This is a genomic window from Streptomyces sp. NPDC111507 (assembly GCF_055638955.1).
The window spans coordinates 439,310-456,464 of the sequence record NZ_JBVKBU010000007.1; the positions used below are offsets into that span (position 1 = coordinate 439,310).

Below are 17,155 nucleotides of genomic sequence, written 5' to 3' on the forward strand. Positions count from 1 at the left end.
ATGGTCCAAGTCGGTTGGTAGATGGTGGTGTAGATCTGCCGGTGGGCAGCGTCGACGCGTGCACCGAGACACATCGGTCAGGCGCTGTCGGACGAGGCTTTCAGCATCGTGTCGGGCTCTTTCGGCGGCGCGGTGAACGCCGGCTGCCGTGTGGTGCCGTTGCCTGATGGTGAGTGTCTCTCGTCGGTGTCGGCCCAGTGGGTTGTGGGTGTGTCGTCAATGGTGGCTCGGTGTGATGTGGGGCGGCCTTCTCCGGACCGGTGCGGGGTCGGGGCTGTTTGGGGCTGGGGCGACACGGGGGCGGCCGGGCGTTGTTCGGTGGTGCGGAAGGCCAGCAGGACTGCGGAACCCGCGGCCCACAGGATGAGTGTCGCCAGCGGGGCGAGGACGTGGGAGCCCTGGAAGTAGCTGAGGTCGGCGATGGCGCGGACGGCGGCGCCGGGGGGCAGCAGTGCCGACACGGCGCGGGCTCCGCTGGGCATCAGGTCGGTGCCGATGGTCGCGCCGCTGGTGGAGTTGCCGACCGTAAGCAACAGCAGGGTGGCGAGGGGGATGCCGAGGGGGCCGACGTAGGTGGCCAGCATCTTCGTGGTGAAGGCAGCGGCGGCAGCCAGCAGGGCCAGGACGAAGGCGAGGGGGAGATACGGTGCGGGGACGGCGTTGAGCATGGGGCCGGCGATGGCGGCCGCGACAAGGCCCGACGCTGCGGCGAACCCGGTCATCAGCGTGAAGCGGTGCCGCAGGTGGAGCAGGCTGCTGAGTCCCACGACGCTCTGGGCGAGGGCGAAGCCGGAGAGGGTCACCCCGAAGGAGACGTAGAACCCGGCCAGGCCGCGGGCGTCATACCGGTCGAGCGGCACGATGTCGGAGACGCTGAGGTGCTGGTCGGCGCCGTGTGCGTAGGCGGTGACGAGTTTGGTGACGGCGGTGGTCGTGGACAGGCCGTTCGCGCTCGCGACGTCGAGTTGGAGGCCTTTGCCGTGCGGGCCGGTGCCAAGAACGGCCAGGGTGTCGCGGTGGCGCAGCGCATCGAGTGCCTCGGTGGTGGAGTCGGCGCGCCGGACATCGATCGAGTCGCCCAGGGCCTGCTGAACCTTGTTCGCCAGCTGCGGTCCCGTGACCGCCACGGGTATCCGGTGGGGCTGGGGGTCGCGCATGAGTCCGATGTAGCAGCTCACGAACGCAGAGACGATGACCAGGCCGATTAGGAAGGGTTGCAGCCAGATGCGGATGGGAAGGCGGCGCCTGTGATGCGGGGGGTGGGGCTGGGGATGCACTCCGGGTTTCTCCATGACTGGTGGTAGCTCGACGACAGTGGGATCTGTTCGCGGTGACTCCGCTGGGTGGCTCACCGCCGGGCTACCCCCTCGAGCCGGGCGGCGGTGGCGACGGCCTCGGCGGCGGCGAGTTTCATGCCGGGGGTGATGCGGCCGGCGCGGACGCGGAGGGCTCCGGCGATGATGCCGGGGAACGCGAGGACGTTGTTGATCTGGTGGGGGTAGTCGCTGCGGCTGGTGGCCACGACGGCCGCGTAGCTGCGGGCGATGTCGGGGTGGATTTCTGGAGTGGGGTTGGCCATGGCGAAGATGAACGCTCCCTTGGCCATGGTGGGGACAGCGGTTTCGGGGACCGTGCCGCCGGAGACACCGATGAAGGCGTCGGCGACGGCGAGGGCGTCCTGCAGGGTGCCGGCGAGTCCGGCCCGGTTGGTGGTGACCGCGAGGTCGCGCTTGACGTCGGTCAGGTCGGTCCGACCGCGGTGGATGATGCCGGTCCGGTAGGCGACGGCGATGTCGAGGCGTTCCTGGAGCCTGCGTTCGATCTCGAAGCACCGGGGGGGCGGAGACGTCCTCGAAGTTGATGCCGCCGAAGGAGGGGGCGAGGCGCGCCACCGTTTCCACGATCTCGTCCGTGTCGGTCGTGGCCAGTGCGACGGGGACCGCGTCCACGGCGCCGAACTGCTTGAACAGGACCGCTTTGCCTTCCATGACCGGCAGCGAGGCCTGCGGCCCGATGCTGCCGAGGCCGAGCACGGCGGAGCCGTCGGTGACGACCGCGACGGTGTGGGAGGCCCAGGTGTAGTCGTGAACGAGTTCGGGCTGCTCGGCGATCGCGGTGCACACCTCGGCGACGCCGGGGGCGTAGGCGAGGGAGAGGTCGTCGCTGTCGCGCAGCGGCCCCGTCGATGTGATCGCCATCTTGCCGCGGCGGTGCAGCGCGAAGACCGGCTTGCTGTCCCGGCCGACGGCTTCGCGGTACTTGGCTGACGTGGCGCTTTCTGCGTTCATGACTGCTGTTCCTTCGTGCGCGTCGCGCCTGCCTGCCCTGGGCAGGCAAACGCGAGGGCTGCGGTGGAGGTCCGTTCCCCGGGCTGGTGCCGTACGCGACGGCGCGGTTGCTCTGTCGTACCGGCGCCGTGTGCCGTGGTGCCGGGGGCCGTGCGGCCGGCCCGGCCCGGGTCATGGTGTGGCAGCTCTGCCGGGCCTCGGTGCCGGTCATGCGGGCCGGTCATGCGGTGCCGGTCACGGTGGGTGCTGTGCTCCGGGCATCCGTCCTTCATCGGCGGGTGCCCGCGGCATGGGGCGTGGTGCCCGGGGGAGGGTTCCTGCGGCTTTCTGGGGTGGGCCGGTCAGCGGCCCTGGAAGTCGACGGCGGGCCGGGGCTGCTTCGCCTTGAACGCCTTGACGGCGGAGGGGAGGCCCTTGTTGACGTCGTCGGTTTCGAACAGAGGCATGGCGATGTCGAACATCGCCTCGTCCGCGGCGGAGACGCCGCCGACGGCCCAGGCGCGCAGCAGGGCCTTGTGTGCGGCGTAAGCGCGGGTGGGTCCCTTGGCCACCTTGCGAGCGAAAGCGGTCGCCTCGGCCAGCAGGGTGTCGTCGGCGACGACCCGATTGACGACACCGGCGTCGGCCATGACCTTGGCGGGCACCTGCTCGGAGGTGAGTGCCCACTCCGCGGCGCGTGCCCGGCCCGCACGCTCGGCGACCCGGTAGATCCCGCCGAGCAGGGTGACGATGCCCAGGGTCTGCTCGGGGTGGCCGAAGCGGGCCGTCTCGCCGGCGAAGATCACGTCGGCGCGGAGCGCGAGTTCCAGACCGCCGCCGAAGCACAGCCCGTGGACGGCGGCGATCACCGGCAGCGGGAGCCGCTCGAGCTGGTTGAAGACCTGCATGTAGCGTTCGAAGAGGGTCCGCAGTTCACGTACGTCCGCATCCGGCCAGTCGACGATGTCGCCACCGAAGCTGAAGTCCAGGCCCTCGGCGCGCACCAGGACCGCGCGGGCGTCGCTGTGGCCGATCGCCTCCAGCGCTTCGGCGAGGTCGGTGGCCATCTGCGGGTCGATGCGGTTCTGCGGCGGGTTGGTCAGGAGCAGCGTGGCGAGGCCATCGTCGATGGAGTAGGTCAGATGGGGCATGGGTCGTCCTTGCACTCTGTGGGGGGCGTTCGTCAGGAGAGGTGCCGGCGGAACCAGTCGAGGGCGCCGGTGCTCGCCTGGTCGAACTCGGTGGTGTACGGGTCGAAGTGGCCGCCGGGGATCATCTGTAGCCGCTTGGGCTCCAGGGCCTGCTCGAAGGCCGCGAGCCCCGTGTCGGTGAGGGTCACGGTGTCGTTCGCGGCGACCACCATGAGCAGCGGCGTGGGGGAGACCCGGGTGACCCAGGTCCCGGGCTCGTACATGCGGGCCAGTCGGTTGGAGCGGATCGTGACCTCGTTGCTCCACACACCCTCCGGTACGGGCTGGAGGTAGAAGTCGATGGCTTCCTGCGTGCGGTAGGAGGCGGGCACAGCCGGGTCGTCGCCGACGACGGCCTGGGTGCGGGGGGCCTCACCGCGGGCCTGGGCGCGCTCGTCCTCGTCGAAAGCCGCCTCCAGCTTCGTGACCGCTTCCGGCGCGATGCGGCGCCGCCCCTGCTCGAAGCCGCTGATGGTCGGCACCTGGGAGACGACGGCGCGCAGCCGACGGTCGGTGGCACCCAGCACGATCGCGTGGCCGCCGGCGTAGCTGGTGCCCCAGAGGCCGATCCGGTCGGCGTCGACCTCGGGTCGGCTTTCCAGGTAGGAGATGGCGCGGCGCCAGTCGGCGATCTGCCGCCAGGGGTCGATGTCCTGCCGGGGAAGGCCGTCGCTGGCGCCGAAGTTGCGGTGGTCGTGCAGCAGGACGACGAAGCCCGCATCGGCGAAGGCCCGCGCGAAGGGCTCCAGGCCGTGGTCCCTGACCCCGGCATAGCCGTGGGCCATGGTGATCGCCGGGTGGGGGCCGGGACCGTCCGGCAGGAAGAGCCAGCCGCGCAACGTGACCCCGCCGTCGACGTCGAATGCGACATCCTCGCGCTGGACCATGGAACAACCTCCTCGGTGCGGCCAGGGCCGGGCCCTGGCCGGAATGACGGAAACGGGGGCTCAGCCCCGGTGGAAGTACTCGGCGTCGAGGACGCCGTTCAGCCTGCGGCCCAGTTCGGCGGAGAACCGGTGGACGGCGCCCAGCGGCCGGTGGTGGATGGCGGCCCGGACGATCTGCCCGTCCGCGTTCTTCGTCAGGATCGTCACGCCGTCGATCTGCATGCCGCCCAACGCGGTGGCCCGCCACTCCAGGTAGGAGCGCTCCCCGCTGGCGGTCTCCTGGGTGAAGACGAGCGAGTCGTAGATCGTGCTCGCCGCTGCCATCACGTTCTTGACCTGGTCGCGGCCCTCGACCGTGCGGGTGAGGGCGCTCGCGTCCAGCGTCACGTCGGCGGCGAAGGCGTCGCTGAACGCGTTGGCCGACTTCTCCTCGAAGGCGTTGGTCCAGGCCGACACCTGCACGGCAGGCAGCGCGCGGGCCAGGAAGCGATCGAGGTGGCCCGCGACGCGGGTCGGCTGCTCCAAGTGGGCCCAGTGCCCGGTCTGGGCGACCGCCACCGTCTCGGGCGCCGCGAACCGCGGCGCGACCCCCTGGGCGACCGATTCCTCGGTGACGAAGCCGTCGTCCTCGGCGCGCACGATGAGCACGGGCCCCGTGTACCGGCTGGGCTGCTCGCCCGCCGGGTGCCCGTTGTTCCAGCAGTCGGCGGCCTCCCGCACGGTCTCGGGACGCATCCGCGTGCCACTCACCACCAGCCGGTCGAGGTCCGCCTCCGCCAGCGCGGCCGACAGCTGTGTCCTGACCGCGCGCTGCGCGTCGCTGTCACCGCCCAGGGAACGGAAGGTGTCCATCACCTCGTCGGGCTGCCGGGTGCCGGCCAGTGGGACCGGGGTGACCAGGACCAGACCGAGAGCCCGGTCGGGGCGCTGTGCGGCCACCAGCTCGGCCACCGCCGATCCCAGGCTCTGCCCGACGATCACGAAGGGCTTGCCGAGGGCGTCGGCCACGGCGCCCACCTCGTCGGCGAACCGGTCGTAGGTGAACGGCCCGCTCGCCTGCGTACGGTCGCCGCTCCCGGCCAGATCGAGAGTGACGCATTCGATGCCGGGAGTGGTGAGTTCGCCGATCAGGTCGTCCCAGACGTACTGGTCGTCCAGGAAGCCGTGGACGAACACCACAGCGAAGTCCCCCTCGCCCTGCCGCCGGAACCGCACATCGCTCGTTCCGATCCGCTCTGTCCTCATTGCTGTGCTCACTTTCCGGGAGCGACCCTGACCTCGCCCGAGGGGGACCATTCCTTGGTGTTGATCGGGGACCAGTCGGCGGGAAGTCCGTCCAGGCGCTGCATCCGCCGACCGTGCCGGGCTTCGAGCAAGTCCTTGTCCAGGGGGGTGGTGAAGACGTTCTCGACCAGCGTGTACTCGGCGGCCAGGCGTCCCACGGCCGGGAGGGCGGCGGTGTCGATCCGGCCCCGCTCCAGGTAGAGGTCGTCCCGGACATGGAAGCGCACCACCCGGCCCCACACCACGTGGTCGACCATGTCGTCCCCGACGGGGATGATCCGGTCGACGACGCACTCGAAGGAGATCGGCGCGTCCTTGACCCGGGGTGCGCGCACGACTTCGGACGGCTCCTTGCCCAGGTCGAGCGCCTCGAACTCATCCACGTCCGGCTCGAACCCGTATGCCGAACTGTGCATGGCGTCCGCCTGCGGCAGCGTCACCAGGTTGGTGACGAACTCGCCGGTGTCACGGATGTTGATGAAGGTGTCCTTCAGCGTGACGCCGTCCGCCTGCGGCTGCATGGTGATCGAGACCATGGGCGGCTTCCTGCCGACGGCGGTGAAGAACGAGATGGGCGCGAGATTGGCCACGCCCTCGGTCGACACCGTGCTGACCCAGGCCACGGCGCGCGGAATGATGCTTCCGATCAGCAGTTTGTACGCGTGGGCGGCGTCGAGTTCCGCAGCGTCAATGATCATCGTCAGACCTCCATCGATGGGAACGCGGCATGGGAACAGCGCTGCACGCCGTACGACCACTGCCGGGTGCGGCGCCGGGGGGAGGGGCGCTGCACCTCGAGCTCCCGATGGAAATAAGCGTACGGCGTTTGGCTATGTCGCACAAGTCGGGCATTACGGTACCTGGCCGCCACTGCCGGAGAATGTAAGAACATGGCTGCGTCGCGGTTGCCTGTGGCGATAGCGCGGCGGCGCCCGCTGTGGCGACGCTCAGAGTGGGTTGGCCGATGAGGATCCTGGTGCTGGGTGCTGGGTGCTGGGTGCTGGGTGCTGGGTGCAGGCGCGAAGGGCGGATGCTTCGGGGCTCGGTTCGGCTCGACCCGGCTCGGCTTGCGCGGGCGGGCCTGGACGTGAACTTCCTGGTGCGGGCCGCGACCGGGCTGGAGCAGGCCGTGGACGGTATGGCGCCGCGGTCGGTCATCGCCGCCAAGTCGTCGGAGACCACGCCGAGTACGGCGGAGAAATCAAGCAGGAGCTCAGGGGCCGGCTGTATCCGAGCGCGGCCCACCCCGCCATAGGTGGCAGCGGACCAGTACCGGCCCGTGACCGCCTGGACCGTCTTGGCTGTGGCACGTCAGTTGAGATGTCTGGACAGAGCGACGGTGTGTCGGACCAGGTGGGTTGAACATGGTGAGCAGTTCGAGCTCGGCGACGTCGGCGAGTTGGGCCAAGCACCGTTGTCCAGCTGGGAACGGCGACGGGCCCGCGCCGGCCGGTGACGGCGGAGGCGGGCCCAGGTGTGGCGTGCGGTGGCGTCAGCGCTCAGGCGTGAGGCGGCTGGAAGGGGTGCGGTCGGCCTGGCGCGCAGCGGTCACGTTCCGCCGCTGCCCCCAGCAGGCAGGGGGCAGCGGGTCTCGCGACCGGCGTGGTCTGCCATGGCGGAAAGACGGATGCGCGCCAGAGCGCGCCTCAGTCGGCCGGTGTTCTGCCACTGCCCTTGCTGTTCCACAACGTACGCAAGACGGCGACGGTGGTCATCTAGCCGAGCCGCAAGTTACGGGCTGGCGGGGTTCACGAGTGCGGCGAGAGTGACGAGCAGCGCCTGAGTGTCTGCAGTCAGGTCGCTTAGTTGTGACCGGTAGATGTCGTGCCATGCGGCCCCGTTGCTGGGATCGGGGTAGTAGCGGACCCACGGGCCAGAGTGGTCTGCGGACTCCGGGAGGTGGCCGTCAGGTCGCTGATCCAGATCTGGCCCGGCAGGCAGCCGAAGTCGAGGGCCGGCGCAGCGAAGGCGGCACCAGCATCGCGGTCACTGATGATGTGCCCTGGGCCGGTCGGGGCGTCGCGCAACTGGGTGTTCGTGGTCCCATCGTCCGGCGCGGGCTCAGGGCGGGGGCGCCCGAGCGGCGTGCGCCCGGCCGAGGAAATCGCGGACCAGGACGATGACCTTGTCCAGATGCGTCTCCAGGAGCCGGTGTCCGCCGCGGTCAAGCAGCTGTAGCTAGAGATCTTTAACGGTGCGGGTTGCGTCGGGTCGTGACGGCTCCCGTGGGATGCGCTATGCCGGGAAGGTGAGGTATCCCGGTGGCGGTGGGCTGGCGGCCGAGGAGCGGGCTTGGCGTGAGCAAGTGCGGTTTGAAGCCGCTGATTCGATCGAGGCCGGGGCCAGTGACCGGGAGGTGGCGGCCCGGCGGTTCAGGGTGACCCGGATGTCGGCGAACCGGTGGCGGCGGGCATTGGCTTCGGGCGGTCGGCAGGCTTTGGCCACCAAGGGGCCCGGCGAGGCGCGCGGGAGGGCGACTTGGAACAGGTGCTCGTCATGGGCGGGCGCGCCCTCGAAGGCGAGCGCCAGTCCGTCCCTTCGCTCATCATGACGAGCCGCGAGCTGGCAGCCGAGATGAGGAGTTCCCACCCGCCACGTGCTTCCGGGTCGACTCGGACCCAGCGTGCCCGACGGGTCGGCACGGTCCCTGCGACTCTCCCGGCCACGCTCGCGGGGGAGCGCCCCGCAGCGCGTGGCTGCGGGGCGCCTTGTGGGGTTTAGTCGATCTTCTCCCCGTTGTACATACCGCCCTTGCAGGTGTTGTCCGCCAGATCGGGCGTCCCGCCGCCCTGCTTGCACTGAGAAGGGGTGACGTAGGATGTGGCACCCTGCGCGGTGGCGGCGCCTGTGAGGCCGAGTCCGGCGAGGGCTGTCGTGGCGATGACGGCGGCGAGGATTCGTCGAATGCGCATTTGGTTTCCCTTTCACGGATTGCCTCGGTTGGGGCACTAGTCAGCGTGATCTTCACCCATGTGGGTGGCACGTCATGTTGCGCCATTCGGGTGAAAGCGCTGTCGGGTGCGGGGTCGGTGACGCGACCCGTCAGACAGGCCCTAGGAGATCTTTAACGGTGCGGGTTGCGTCGGGTCGTGACGGCTCCCGTGGGATGCGCTGTGCCGGGAAGGTGAGGTATCCCGATGGCGGTGGGCTGGCGGCCGAGGAGCGGGCTTGGCGTGAGCAAGTGCGGTTTGAAGCCGCTGATCTGATCGAGGCCGGGGCCAGTGACCGGGAGGTGGCCCGGCGGTTCAGGGTGACCCGGATGTCGGCGGACCGGTGGCGGCGTGCATTGGCTTCGGGCGGTCGGCAGGCTTTGGCCTCCAAGGGTCCCGGCGGGGCCCGCTGCAAGCTGGACACGGGACAACTCCGGGTGCGGGAGGCGGTGCTGGACGCCGGTCCTGCCGCCTCCGGCTGGAGTGACCAGTGCTGGACGCTGGCCCAGATCGCTGAGATCGTGCGCCGCCTGTTCGGCGCCGAGTACACCTTGGCCGGGCTGGACCTGCTGCTGCACCGCATCGGCTGGAGCATGCAGGTGCCCTCCCGCAAGGCCGCCGAGCACAACGAGGCGAAGATCGCCGCCTGGAAGGACGAGCAGTGGCCCGTCATAAAGAGAGGGTGGCGGACTTGGGCGCCTGGCTCTGCTTCGAGGACGAAGCCGGCCCGGGCCTGAGGCCGCCCAAAGGCCGCATCTGGGGCCACCGGGGCCACACACCGGTCGTGCGGGGCACCGGCCAGGGCACCAAACGCGTCTCTATGGCGGCGCTGATCTGCACCAAGCCCGGCCGGCGGCCCCGGCTGATCTACCGCATCCACCTCGACCGCGGCCCTGCCAAGGGCCGCCGCAAGGGCTTCACCGAGACCGACTACGTCCGCCTGCTGGCTGCCGCCCACCAGCAGCTTGGCGGTCCTGTCGTGCTGGTCTGGGACTGTGAGGATGGGGTCAATCTGAACACGCACGTCAGCCGTACCATGCGCGAGCTGATCGCCGCCCGGTTATGGCTGACCGTCTACCAGCCGCCCCCTTACGCTCCCGAGTTCAACCCCGTCGAAAGCGTGTGGTCGCACCTGAAGAGGTCGCTGGCCAACCTCACGAAACACAGCCTCGACCAGCTCACCGCCTTGGTGAAGACGCGGCTGAAGCGGATGCAGTACCGCCCCCGTCTCATCGAGGGCCTCATCGCCAAGACCGGCCTCGACTTCCAACCGCCGTAACCTCAGCCGTTAAGGATCTCTAGGCGCCGGGCAAGTCCCGGAGATAGGCGCGGGCGGCGCCCTCGGGTAAACAGCCGTCGCCACCAAGGCCACACATGACCAGCTGGCGCTCGCCCGCCGCCGTCCCACCGCACATATCGCAAACCTGGGAGCCGGGATCACGATGCTCCGGTACCGGCCGCCCCTTCCCTCAGGAGAAGGTCAGGGAAGAGGACCCGAGTGGGTGCACTCCCCGGAGTCCTGCCGGTCGAAGACTAGCTCCGCCGGCACCCCCGTTGACCGACGCCTGCCAGGTGCCGGCCGATGACATGGTGCGATGTGTTCTCGATGCCGCCCGCTCCCGGATTGTGGCGGCCGCCGACGGGAGGCACAGTGGTCTCGGGACTATCTGAGCGAGGCAGAAGGCGCATGGTGTGTCACGGATGCGGGCTGTGGTCCTCATGATGGAGCAAGGTGTGTGAGCCCGGAACCGACGAACTCGGTCACCGCCGAACGAGTGGATCGCTTCACTGGTCCAGACGCAGTGGCCGACGCAAGTTCGTCCATTTCAGGCAGGGTTACGGAGGTGTGGTGCATGTCAGAGAAGAACCCAGTGCACGGGACCGCCGACGAGGGGCACGAGATCTCGTTGCCGCCCGAAGTCCAGTTGCTGCAAGACGTCACTCCGCCCTTCTTCCCCGAGGGTGGTTCGGGAATGACCATCCTTGTCGATTGGCCTCCCGGTCACCCCGGGCTCCCTCCGCACCGCCACTCGGGGCCGTCGTTCGGCTACGTGATGGAGGGCGCGGTCCGGTTCGAGCTCGAGGGCGAGCCGGAGCGAGTGGTCGAGGCCGGTGGGACGTTCTGGGAGCCGGGTGGTGACGTGATCCACTACCAGGACGGCAACGCCCTGTCGGATGCGCCGACCAAGTTCGTCGTGACCATGGTGTGCGCGCCGGGTCAGCCGATGCTCAAGTTGGTCGACGAGGAGGAGCTGAAGGAGCGGGCGCACCTGCGGGCCCCACGTCCCTCCAAAGGCTGACCCGCGATGCCCTAAAGTCCCGGGCTCCGCCTGCCGGCAGCGGGCGGGCCTCCCGGATGGCCCGGCCGATCGTGGAGGATCCCACCTCGTAGAGCACACCCGACTCCTCATGGGTGAGCCAGGTCCGCAGATGGACCAGTGCCACCGGGAACCGGTCGATGAAGACCGGTTCGTGTTTCGGCCCGGTCCCCGCCTCCCGCCGACCGTCGCCCTCACGTCGCCCGTGACGCCCGGACACGCAGGGCGCTACCCAGCGCGGGGCGAGTTCCCCGGCCAACTCGCCGAGATGTTGGCGCGACAGCCCGCAGATGTCAGGACGGGACATGGCCGCGCGGGCCTGTTCGATCGTCACACACCAGACAACTCGCCCGGCCGTCTCCATGTCCCTGCCCCCACCCGACCAACATCGACCGCAGGTCGGCTCGTTAGGGTCGGAGACATGACGACACCTCTGGCCGGCAGTGCCTTCGACTCGCTCCGCCTCGACGCCGTGCCCGACCTGGAGGCGTTGCGCCGGGCGTACGCACTCCCCGGCGACGCCGCCGTGCGCAAGCAGATGACCGAACTCACCGAACAGACACGGCGGTTGATCGGCTGCTCATCGCTGGTCCTGGTCGCCAGCGCGGACGCCGAGGGCAACTGCGACGTCTCGCCGCGCGGCGGCCCCGCCGGGTTCGTCGCCGTTCTGGACGCACGGACGGTGGCGATACCGGACGCGACCGGCAACAAGCGGCTGGACACCCTGCAGAACGTCATTGCCACCGGACGGGCCGGGCTACTGTTCGTCATCCCCGGGCGGACCACCACCCTGCGGGTGAACGGCCGGGCTGTCGTCTCCACCCGCCCGGAGCTGCTGTCGCAGCTGACCGCCGTAGGCAAGCCGCCGGCCAGTGCGCTGGTGCTGGGGATCGAGGAGGTCTACCCGCACTGCCCCAAGTCGCTGCTGCGCAGCGGGGCCTGGAAGCCGGAGCAGTGGCTGCCGGCGGACGCCCAGCCGACCTCGGCAGAGGTGACGCTGGCCCAACTGCGGATGCCGGAGTTGACGATCGCCGACATCGAGCAGTCGGAGGCGGACTCGCTGAAGTACCGGTACGAGTAACGGGCCGGTCCGCGAGTGAACCACCGCCAGCCGAACCCCAGGCCGGCACGCCCCAAGATCAATCGCGGGTCAGCGCGTTAGGAGTGAGCGGCTCCGACGTGCGTCAGACGCGACCTCGACCGTACCCAGGACGCGGAGCGCCTTTGAGGTCTCATGCTGCGCCTGTTCTGGTTGGGTCGCCTGATCGGCATGGGATCAGGGGCCGGGTAGTTGAAGCGTTTCGGCTTGAGGAGGGGCAGCTCGCGCAGGCCCTGTTGTCCGTCGAGCCAAGCCTTATCGGGTTCGTGCGCAATGCGAACTCGCCCCCAGGGGGCTGCCTAGCATTACCGCGGCGGCTTCATTTCTGGCCATCTACGGAACGGTTCTCCTGCCACCGCTGTACTGCTGTTTGCACGGCCTCCTCGTCTTCGAGAGCATGGGCACCGGATGCGCCTGCGGCACCGAGGATCAACTCACCGTCGGTGACCAGAACACCGCCGGCCCACGGCACGAAGTCGCCGCCGTAGAGGTGCTGGATGCTGTCGACGATCCCTCCGGGTAGGTTGATCTGGCTGGAGGGCTTCAGTGCAATGAGTGCTGTGCGCGCCTTGGCCACAGCAATTCGGCTGGTCATAGGCATGCCGCCATCGTCTCGCCGCAGGACGATCACCTCTCCGGCAACGTCGACAACGGCCACCGCCAGCGGAGGGAAGCCTCGCTCCGTACCGACCGCCAACGCGGCTTGCACTAACCAATCTGCCTCGGCCAACTTCAGCCCTGGAAGGCGCGGAGTATCAGACATGAACGCGAAATTATCGGCGACAGCTACAGGAGTCAAAGCAGCCGTCATTCCAGGCGCGGAAGCCGTCCACGCCCATGGTGGCCGACCCCGACGCGCGTCGGACACCGCTCCGACCGTACCGAGGACGGACTCAGTCAGCCCTTTGACCAGTGAAGTTATTGCCGCACGAACGGCAGTTGACTGACGTCATGTGGAGCAAGCGATGCCGCTCCAGGCAGGACCGTCGCGAGGCCGCGCGCACTGCGGGGCCGAGGGGGAGACGGGCCGTCAACAACTGCTGGGCCCTATCGCGCTCGCGGCATGTCGACCGTCCGGAACTGTCACTGGGTCAGTTGCGGGGGCACCTCGCCGCCGAGCAGGGCGACCAGTCGGGCGAGGTGGGCGTCGAGTTCGCGGCCGACGTCGGTGATGTGCGGGTCGCCGTAGCTGGCGAACAGCAGGCTCGGCTGGTCGATGGCCAGTTTCGTGACGCCGTCGAGGTCGATGTACAGGAGGGACCGCAGAGGGGCGTGGAGCATGACCGATGGGTCGTGGCGGTACATGCGTTCGGCGATGGTGTGGTTGCCCATGAGGTACTGGGTGGCCTTCCAACAGGACGTCGATCCGGTCATCACCGCGGTGATGTCGCTGCGGTAATAGCGCATGAAGCCGTGCGGAGCGTTGATCTCGGCCAGTTCGAGCGTGGCCTGCCAGGAGGGCATGTCGGTGAAGCGCCTGAGATCGGCCTCGGGGACGAGGGTTTCGTAGCGCTCGCGGGCCGCGTCGTAGGGAGTGGGGAGCCCCACGACAAGCCGCCGGGCGGCGTGGTCGATGACGTCGGTACGCGTGGTCATCTGAAGTTCCTCCGGGAAAAGGGAACTCGAACCGGGCTCCTGCAACGCAGGGAGGGGGAAGATTCGCACGGCCGCCTTCCACGTCTCGCGGTCCGCAGCCCGCCGCGTGGCCTGCCGCGGCCACGGCGTCACCGTCGCGCGCTGGGTGCCCATCGCCCCGGACGCCCCGCAGTTGGAGCGAACGTGTCTGGTCCGGACGGGACCAGGCGGTGCACAGGACCAGATGTAATCCCTCTTGCGCAGGGGGCATCAGCTGCCTGCCGAGGCGGAAGGCGGCGGCGCGACAGGACGCCTCGGTCGGCGACGCCCGCCTACGGCGTGCTGGGCGGCGCTAAATTGGCAGTTCCTGCCCTGGTCGTGGGCGGTCGGTACTCCCTTCAGGATGGCTGCCGGCCGGCAGGGGCGCGACCCGAGCCGGATGGGGCAGGACGGCGCCCGCGCGGTTCATGGCCTCAGATGGCGGCGAGTGGACGGTAGTTCGGCTGCCACATCGTCGTGCGATGGGGGCAGCGGGCCGGCCCCCTCCTGAAGCTGCGGTGACGTGTTATCGACCCTCGACTCCTTGGTCTGGTCGAGCACCCGGATTCCGTAGCGTGAAGTTACTCAGGTGAACGGCGAAGTCTCGCTGGCACCGTTCGTGTCAGCCGCTGCTCTGTCGCCATCACGACTTCTCCGGGTCACTTTCCCAGTAGCCCGATCGCTCCGTACCACACCGGACCCGGGTTGAGCAGATCCGGGTAGAGCCCTGTCATCCGGTCGAAGAACTCTCGGGCGGTCGGGTTTTCGTCGAGCAGCCGGATGGCGTCCAGCAGGTACTGCCGGGTTCGGTCGAGAATGGCGGGATCGTCCGGTAGTTCTTTGTTCTTGTGGCCGGCCACAACCGTGCGCGGCTCGAGCGCGGCGACGCGATCGATGGCCGTAAGCCACTTCTGCAGGCCGCCATTGCCGCCTTCGAGGATGTACTGGTGCACCCCGTTGTAGGCGACGTCGCCGGCCACTATGAGACCGAGGGACGGTACATGCAGGACGGACGTCTCGTCGGTGTCCGTGTGTCCGACCTCGACGGCCAGGATCAGGTTGCGCTCCAACTGGAAGCCGTCGGCGGGAATGGGCTGGGCCAGAACCGGGCTGTCGGGGATCAGGCCGGGGAAGCGCTTGTCCCACATCTGTTCGCGCCCGTCGGTGGCCTGTTGGTGCATGACCTCGATGGTGCCGCGGGTCGCGTAGACAGTGACCCCGGGGAATCGCTTCACGAGTTCCGCGGTGCCGAACCAGTGATCGCCGTGCCCGTGGGTGGAGTAGATGTGAGTCAGGCGCCTGCCGGACCGCTCGACCCAGTCACCGACCTGTTCGGTCTGATCACGGGTGAAAGGCGGATCGACCAGCACGGCGTCCTCTTCCCCGAAGATCAGCGTTGAGGTCAGCGGTGAGGAAACGAGTCTGTCGCCGTTCGGCAGACGTTCCTCGCCGGCCCGGGGTGTGCCGTCGGAAACGAAGGTTTCGTACTCCAGAGAGCTGGGCGCGGATGCGGTCATGATGACTCCTCCCTGAGGGGCGACGTACGGCCCGCACGGTCCTCTGGTCATGTACCTGCGGCGGCGGTCCGCTTGCGCAGCGGAATTTGAATGCCTGCGCAACGACGACCATACGACATAGTCATACACATCTTGACTCTGTCGTTCAGTCGAGTTACTTTCGGTTGGAGAAGTACGACAGGCCAGGCAGCACTCACAGGTATCGACATGGCTGATCGGATACGGCTCCCTCGTAGCTGCCTCTGAGTCCCAAGGAAGCGATCATGCCCGGAGCGCGACTGAGCTGGAGTGTCCACGTGGCGCCGTCGATCCCCACCGAGATCGCGGACCTGCCGCCCGACGTCCCCCGGCGCATGTGGTCGCCCATCACGGCCACACTGATCACGGGTGAGCGCGACGCGGTGCTGGTCGACGCGCTGATGACTGCCGACCAGGCCGACCGGCTGGCCGACTGGGTTGCGGCGAGCGGCATGAACCTCACCACGGTCTTCGTGACCCACGGGCACGGTGACCACTGGTTCGGGCTGGGCACGCTTCTTGAACGCTTCCCTGGGGCGCGCGCAGTGGCGACGCCGGCGGTGGTGGAGCAGATGAAGAAGCAGATGGCACCGGAGTTCGTGGCGTCGTCCTGGGACAAGCGCTTCCCCGGCCAGATCCCGGACAGGCTCGTGGCCGCGGAGTCACTGGCCGGCGATCGGCTGGAGCTGGAGGGCCATGACCTTGTCATCGTGGGACTCGGGCACACGGACACCGATGACACCACCTGTCTGCACGTGCCGTCGATCGACCTGGTCGTGGCCGGAGACGCCGTCTACAACGATGTTCACCTCTATCTCGCCGAATCGCCCGCCGAGGGCCGGCGAGCCTGGCTGAACGCGCTCGACACCATCGCCGCGCTGGAGCCGACAGCGGTGGTCGCGGGACACAAGAACCCCGACCGTCCGGACGACCCGAAGACAATCGCCGAGACCCGGCGCTACATCCACGACTTCGAGGCGGTCGCAGACCGCACCACGACCACTCTCGACCTCTACCGCGGCATGTTGGAACTGCATCCTGGCCGCGTCAACCAGGGCGCGCTGTGGGGCTCGGCGAGGTCCGCCAAGGGCTGAGCGGCCGCGCCTGGCCGCCTGGTCACGCAATGGTCGGGGCGCCCGGTGCGAAGAGGCGTCAGCCGAGTGTCTATCCGACGTCCCGATGCTTCTGTCCGCGACGCACCCGAGCCGCACAGCCCGTATGGGCGAACCCACCGGAACCTACGCGGAACTTCGGGGAGCCTCGTCATTCGGAGAGTTACACTTTCAGACGTAATAAGTAAATAGGCTATGGACATGTTGCTGTAGCTGCCGTCACCGAAAGAGATCCGCGAATGTCCTGGACCGCGACAGCCCGATATGGCCTGGAGCCCGCCCCGGGCGGGCTGGCCTTCGTGCAGGACCTGCTCAACACACTGTCGGCCAGCAAGCCCCGGGAGCCCGACCTTCTGCAGACCGCCGAGGCCGCCCGTGCTTGGCTTGACCAGGCGTTGAAGAGCTGGAGTGGCGTGACCCACCGGCCCGCACCCGGCATCGAACTGACCGCCGAGGACGTGCAGGGCCTGCGCGACTTCCGACATGACCTGAGTCGGAGCCTCCACGCCCAGCTCGGTGACTCGACGACGGAGGGCGGCCCGGCGGCTTCCCTGATGACCTTGCCCACCGCACTGCGGCTCGATGAGCACGGGGTCATCCACGCCGAGCCCCGCGGTACGGGATGGCGGCAGGTGGCGTCACTCGCCCTCATCGAGGTCTACCAGGCGCAGTGCACCGACACCCTGCGCCGCCTGAAGTCTTGCCGAAACACACGGTGCCTGACTGCCTTCTACGACCGCTCCCGCAACAACAGCGGCGTCTGGCACGACGTCCATGTCTGCGGCAACGCTGCCAACCTGCGCAACTATCGTGCGCGCAAGCGGGCCGGTGCCGACCAGGTCTGACAGCCCGTCCTCCGGCGTGGTCTGCGCCGTTGTGCCTCGCTTGTCGGCGCCTGAGCCGCCTGCCGCACCAGGGC

At 68.8% G+C, this 17,155-nt stretch carries 14 protein-coding genes and 2 pseudogenes; 6 read left to right on the forward strand and 10 right to left on the reverse strand.

Annotated elements, in window-relative coordinates:
* Positions 1–77: 77 nt before the first annotated feature.
* The 6 genes and pseudogenes from ACZ7M2_RS29060 to ACZ7M2_RS29085 all read right to left on the reverse strand — a co-directional run bounded on the left by ACZ7M2_RS29060 (position 78) and on the right by ACZ7M2_RS29085 (position 6,326).
* Positions 78–1,157 (reverse strand): hypothetical protein, encoded by a 1,080-nt coding sequence (locus tag ACZ7M2_RS29060; protein WP_471597776.1) that lies wholly within the window; start codon positions 1,155–1,157, stop codon positions 78–80.
* A gap of 191 nt (positions 1,158–1,348) precedes the next feature.
* A pseudogene (locus tag ACZ7M2_RS29065) lies at positions 1,349–2,288 on the reverse strand (NAD(P)-dependent malic enzyme).
* Positions 2,289–2,629: 341 nt separating this feature from the next.
* On the reverse strand, positions 2,630–3,418 hold the full coding sequence (locus tag ACZ7M2_RS29070) for an enoyl-CoA hydratase/isomerase family protein (RefSeq protein ID WP_471597777.1): 789 nt from the start codon (positions 3,416–3,418) through the stop codon (positions 2,630–2,632).
* A gap of 32 nt (positions 3,419–3,450) precedes the next feature.
* Positions 3,451–4,344, reverse strand: a complete 894-nt coding sequence (locus tag ACZ7M2_RS29075; RefSeq protein WP_471597778.1) for an alpha/beta hydrolase — start codon at positions 4,342–4,344, stop codon at positions 3,451–3,453.
* A 60-nt stretch (positions 4,345–4,404) separates the two neighbouring features.
* Positions 4,405–5,589 (reverse strand): alpha/beta fold hydrolase, encoded by a 1,185-nt coding sequence (locus ACZ7M2_RS29080; RefSeq protein WP_471597779.1) that lies wholly within the window; start codon positions 5,587–5,589, stop codon positions 4,405–4,407.
* Between the two features lie 8 nt (positions 5,590–5,597).
* On the reverse strand, positions 5,598–6,326 hold the full coding sequence (locus tag ACZ7M2_RS29085) for a flavin reductase family protein (RefSeq protein WP_471597780.1): 729 nt from the start codon (positions 6,324–6,326) through the stop codon (positions 5,598–5,600).
* 1,550 nt (positions 6,327–7,876) lie between these two features.
* On the opposite strand from ACZ7M2_RS29085, the pseudogene ACZ7M2_RS29090 reads away from it, so the two are divergent.
* Positions 7,877–8,095: pseudogene (locus ACZ7M2_RS29090) on the forward strand (IS630 family transposase); the annotation flags it as partial.
* Between the two features lie 250 nt (positions 8,096–8,345).
* Here the strand turns inward: ACZ7M2_RS29090 and ACZ7M2_RS29095 are convergent.
* On the reverse strand, positions 8,346–8,540 hold the full coding sequence (locus ACZ7M2_RS29095) for a hypothetical protein (protein ID WP_471597781.1): 195 nt from the start codon (positions 8,538–8,540) through the stop codon (positions 8,346–8,348).
* Positions 8,541–8,752: 212 nt separating this feature from the next.
* On the opposite strand from ACZ7M2_RS29095, the gene ACZ7M2_RS29100 reads away from it, so the two are divergent.
* The 3 genes from ACZ7M2_RS29100 (at position 8,753) to ACZ7M2_RS29110 (ending at position 11,957) form a co-directional block, all read left to right on the forward strand.
* Positions 8,753–9,837 (forward strand): IS630 family transposase gene (locus ACZ7M2_RS29100; RefSeq protein ID WP_471597782.1). Its coding sequence is split into 2 segments (ribosomal slippage): positions 8,753–9,236 and positions 9,236–9,837, totalling 1,086 coding nucleotides; the frame shifts between segments, so codons are not numbered across the junction.
* A gap of 574 nt (positions 9,838–10,411) precedes the next feature.
* Positions 10,412–10,858: a cupin domain-containing protein gene (locus ACZ7M2_RS29105; protein WP_352047557.1), complete on the forward strand. Its 447-nt coding sequence runs from the start codon at positions 10,412–10,414 to the stop codon at positions 10,856–10,858.
* A 439-nt stretch (positions 10,859–11,297) separates the two neighbouring features.
* Positions 11,298–11,957, forward strand: a complete 660-nt coding sequence (locus ACZ7M2_RS29110; RefSeq protein WP_471597783.1) for an MSMEG_1061 family FMN-dependent PPOX-type flavoprotein — start codon at positions 11,298–11,300, stop codon at positions 11,955–11,957.
* Positions 11,958–12,294: 337 nt separating this feature from the next.
* Here the strand turns inward: ACZ7M2_RS29110 and ACZ7M2_RS29115 are convergent, their stop codons facing one another.
* The 3 genes from ACZ7M2_RS29115 to ACZ7M2_RS29125 all read right to left on the reverse strand — a co-directional run bounded on the left by ACZ7M2_RS29115 (position 12,295) and on the right by ACZ7M2_RS29125 (position 15,106).
* Positions 12,295–12,738: a GlcG/HbpS family heme-binding protein gene (locus ACZ7M2_RS29115; protein ID WP_471597784.1), complete on the reverse strand. Its 444-nt coding sequence runs from the start codon at positions 12,736–12,738 to the stop codon at positions 12,295–12,297.
* A 320-nt stretch (positions 12,739–13,058) separates the two neighbouring features.
* Positions 13,059–13,571, reverse strand: a complete 513-nt coding sequence (locus ACZ7M2_RS29120; RefSeq protein ID WP_471597785.1) for a DUF302 domain-containing protein — start codon at positions 13,569–13,571, stop codon at positions 13,059–13,061.
* Between the two features lie 677 nt (positions 13,572–14,248).
* The gene (locus ACZ7M2_RS29125) at positions 14,249–15,106 is read right to left on the reverse strand and encodes an MBL fold metallo-hydrolase (protein WP_471597786.1); all 858 of its coding nucleotides are present in this window, start codon (positions 15,104–15,106) and stop codon (positions 14,249–14,251) included.
* A 263-nt stretch (positions 15,107–15,369) separates the two neighbouring features.
* Here ACZ7M2_RS29125 and ACZ7M2_RS29130 point away from each other — a divergent pair, with 263 nt between their 5' ends.
* Together ACZ7M2_RS29130 and ACZ7M2_RS29135 are read left to right on the forward strand one after the other, a co-directional pair.
* The gene (locus ACZ7M2_RS29130; protein ID WP_471597787.1) at positions 15,370–16,218 is read left to right on the forward strand and encodes an MBL fold metallo-hydrolase; all 849 of its coding nucleotides are present in this window, start codon (positions 15,370–15,372) and stop codon (positions 16,216–16,218) included.
* 257 nt (positions 16,219–16,475) lie between these two features.
* Positions 16,476–17,081: a CGNR zinc finger domain-containing protein gene (locus tag ACZ7M2_RS29135; protein ID WP_471597788.1), complete on the forward strand. Its 606-nt coding sequence runs from the start codon at positions 16,476–16,478 to the stop codon at positions 17,079–17,081.
* Positions 17,082–17,155: the final 74 nt, after the last annotated feature.

Coding starts and splice junctions, on each gene's coding strand:
- ACZ7M2_RS29060 (WP_471597776.1), bottom strand. CDS start 1,157: ATGCGCGACCCCCAGCCCCACCGGATACCCGTGGCGGTCACGGGACCG.
- ACZ7M2_RS29070 (WP_471597777.1), bottom strand. CDS start 3,418: ATGCCCCATCTGACCTACTCCATCGACGATGGCCTCGCCACGCTGCTC.
- ACZ7M2_RS29075 (WP_471597778.1), bottom strand. CDS start 4,344: ATGGTCCAGCGCGAGGATGTCGCATTCGACGTCGACGGCGGGGTCACG.
- ACZ7M2_RS29080 (WP_471597779.1), bottom strand. CDS start 5,589: ATGAGGACAGAGCGGATCGGAACGAGCGATGTGCGGTTCCGGCGGCAG.
- ACZ7M2_RS29085 (WP_471597780.1), bottom strand. CDS start 6,326: ATGATCATTGACGCTGCGGAACTCGACGCCGCCCACGCGTACAAACTG.
- ACZ7M2_RS29095 (WP_471597781.1), bottom strand. CDS start 8,540: ATGCGCATTCGACGAATCCTCGCCGCCGTCATCGCCACGACAGCCCTC.
- ACZ7M2_RS29105 (WP_352047557.1), top strand. CDS start 10,412: ATGTCAGAGAAGAACCCAGTGCACGGGACCGCCGACGAGGGGCACGAG.
- ACZ7M2_RS29110 (WP_471597783.1), top strand. CDS start 11,298: ATGACGACACCTCTGGCCGGCAGTGCCTTCGACTCGCTCCGCCTCGAC.
- ACZ7M2_RS29115 (WP_471597784.1), bottom strand. CDS start 12,738: ATGTCTGATACTCCGCGCCTTCCAGGGCTGAAGTTGGCCGAGGCAGAT.
- ACZ7M2_RS29120 (WP_471597785.1), bottom strand. CDS start 13,571: ATGACCACGCGTACCGACGTCATCGACCACGCCGCCCGGCGGCTTGTC.
- ACZ7M2_RS29125 (WP_471597786.1), bottom strand. CDS start 15,106: ATGACCGCATCCGCGCCCAGCTCTCTGGAGTACGAAACCTTCGTTTCC.
- ACZ7M2_RS29130 (WP_471597787.1), top strand. CDS start 15,370: ATGCCCGGAGCGCGACTGAGCTGGAGTGTCCACGTGGCGCCGTCGATC.
- ACZ7M2_RS29135 (WP_471597788.1), top strand. CDS start 16,476: ATGTCCTGGACCGCGACAGCCCGATATGGCCTGGAGCCCGCCCCGGGC.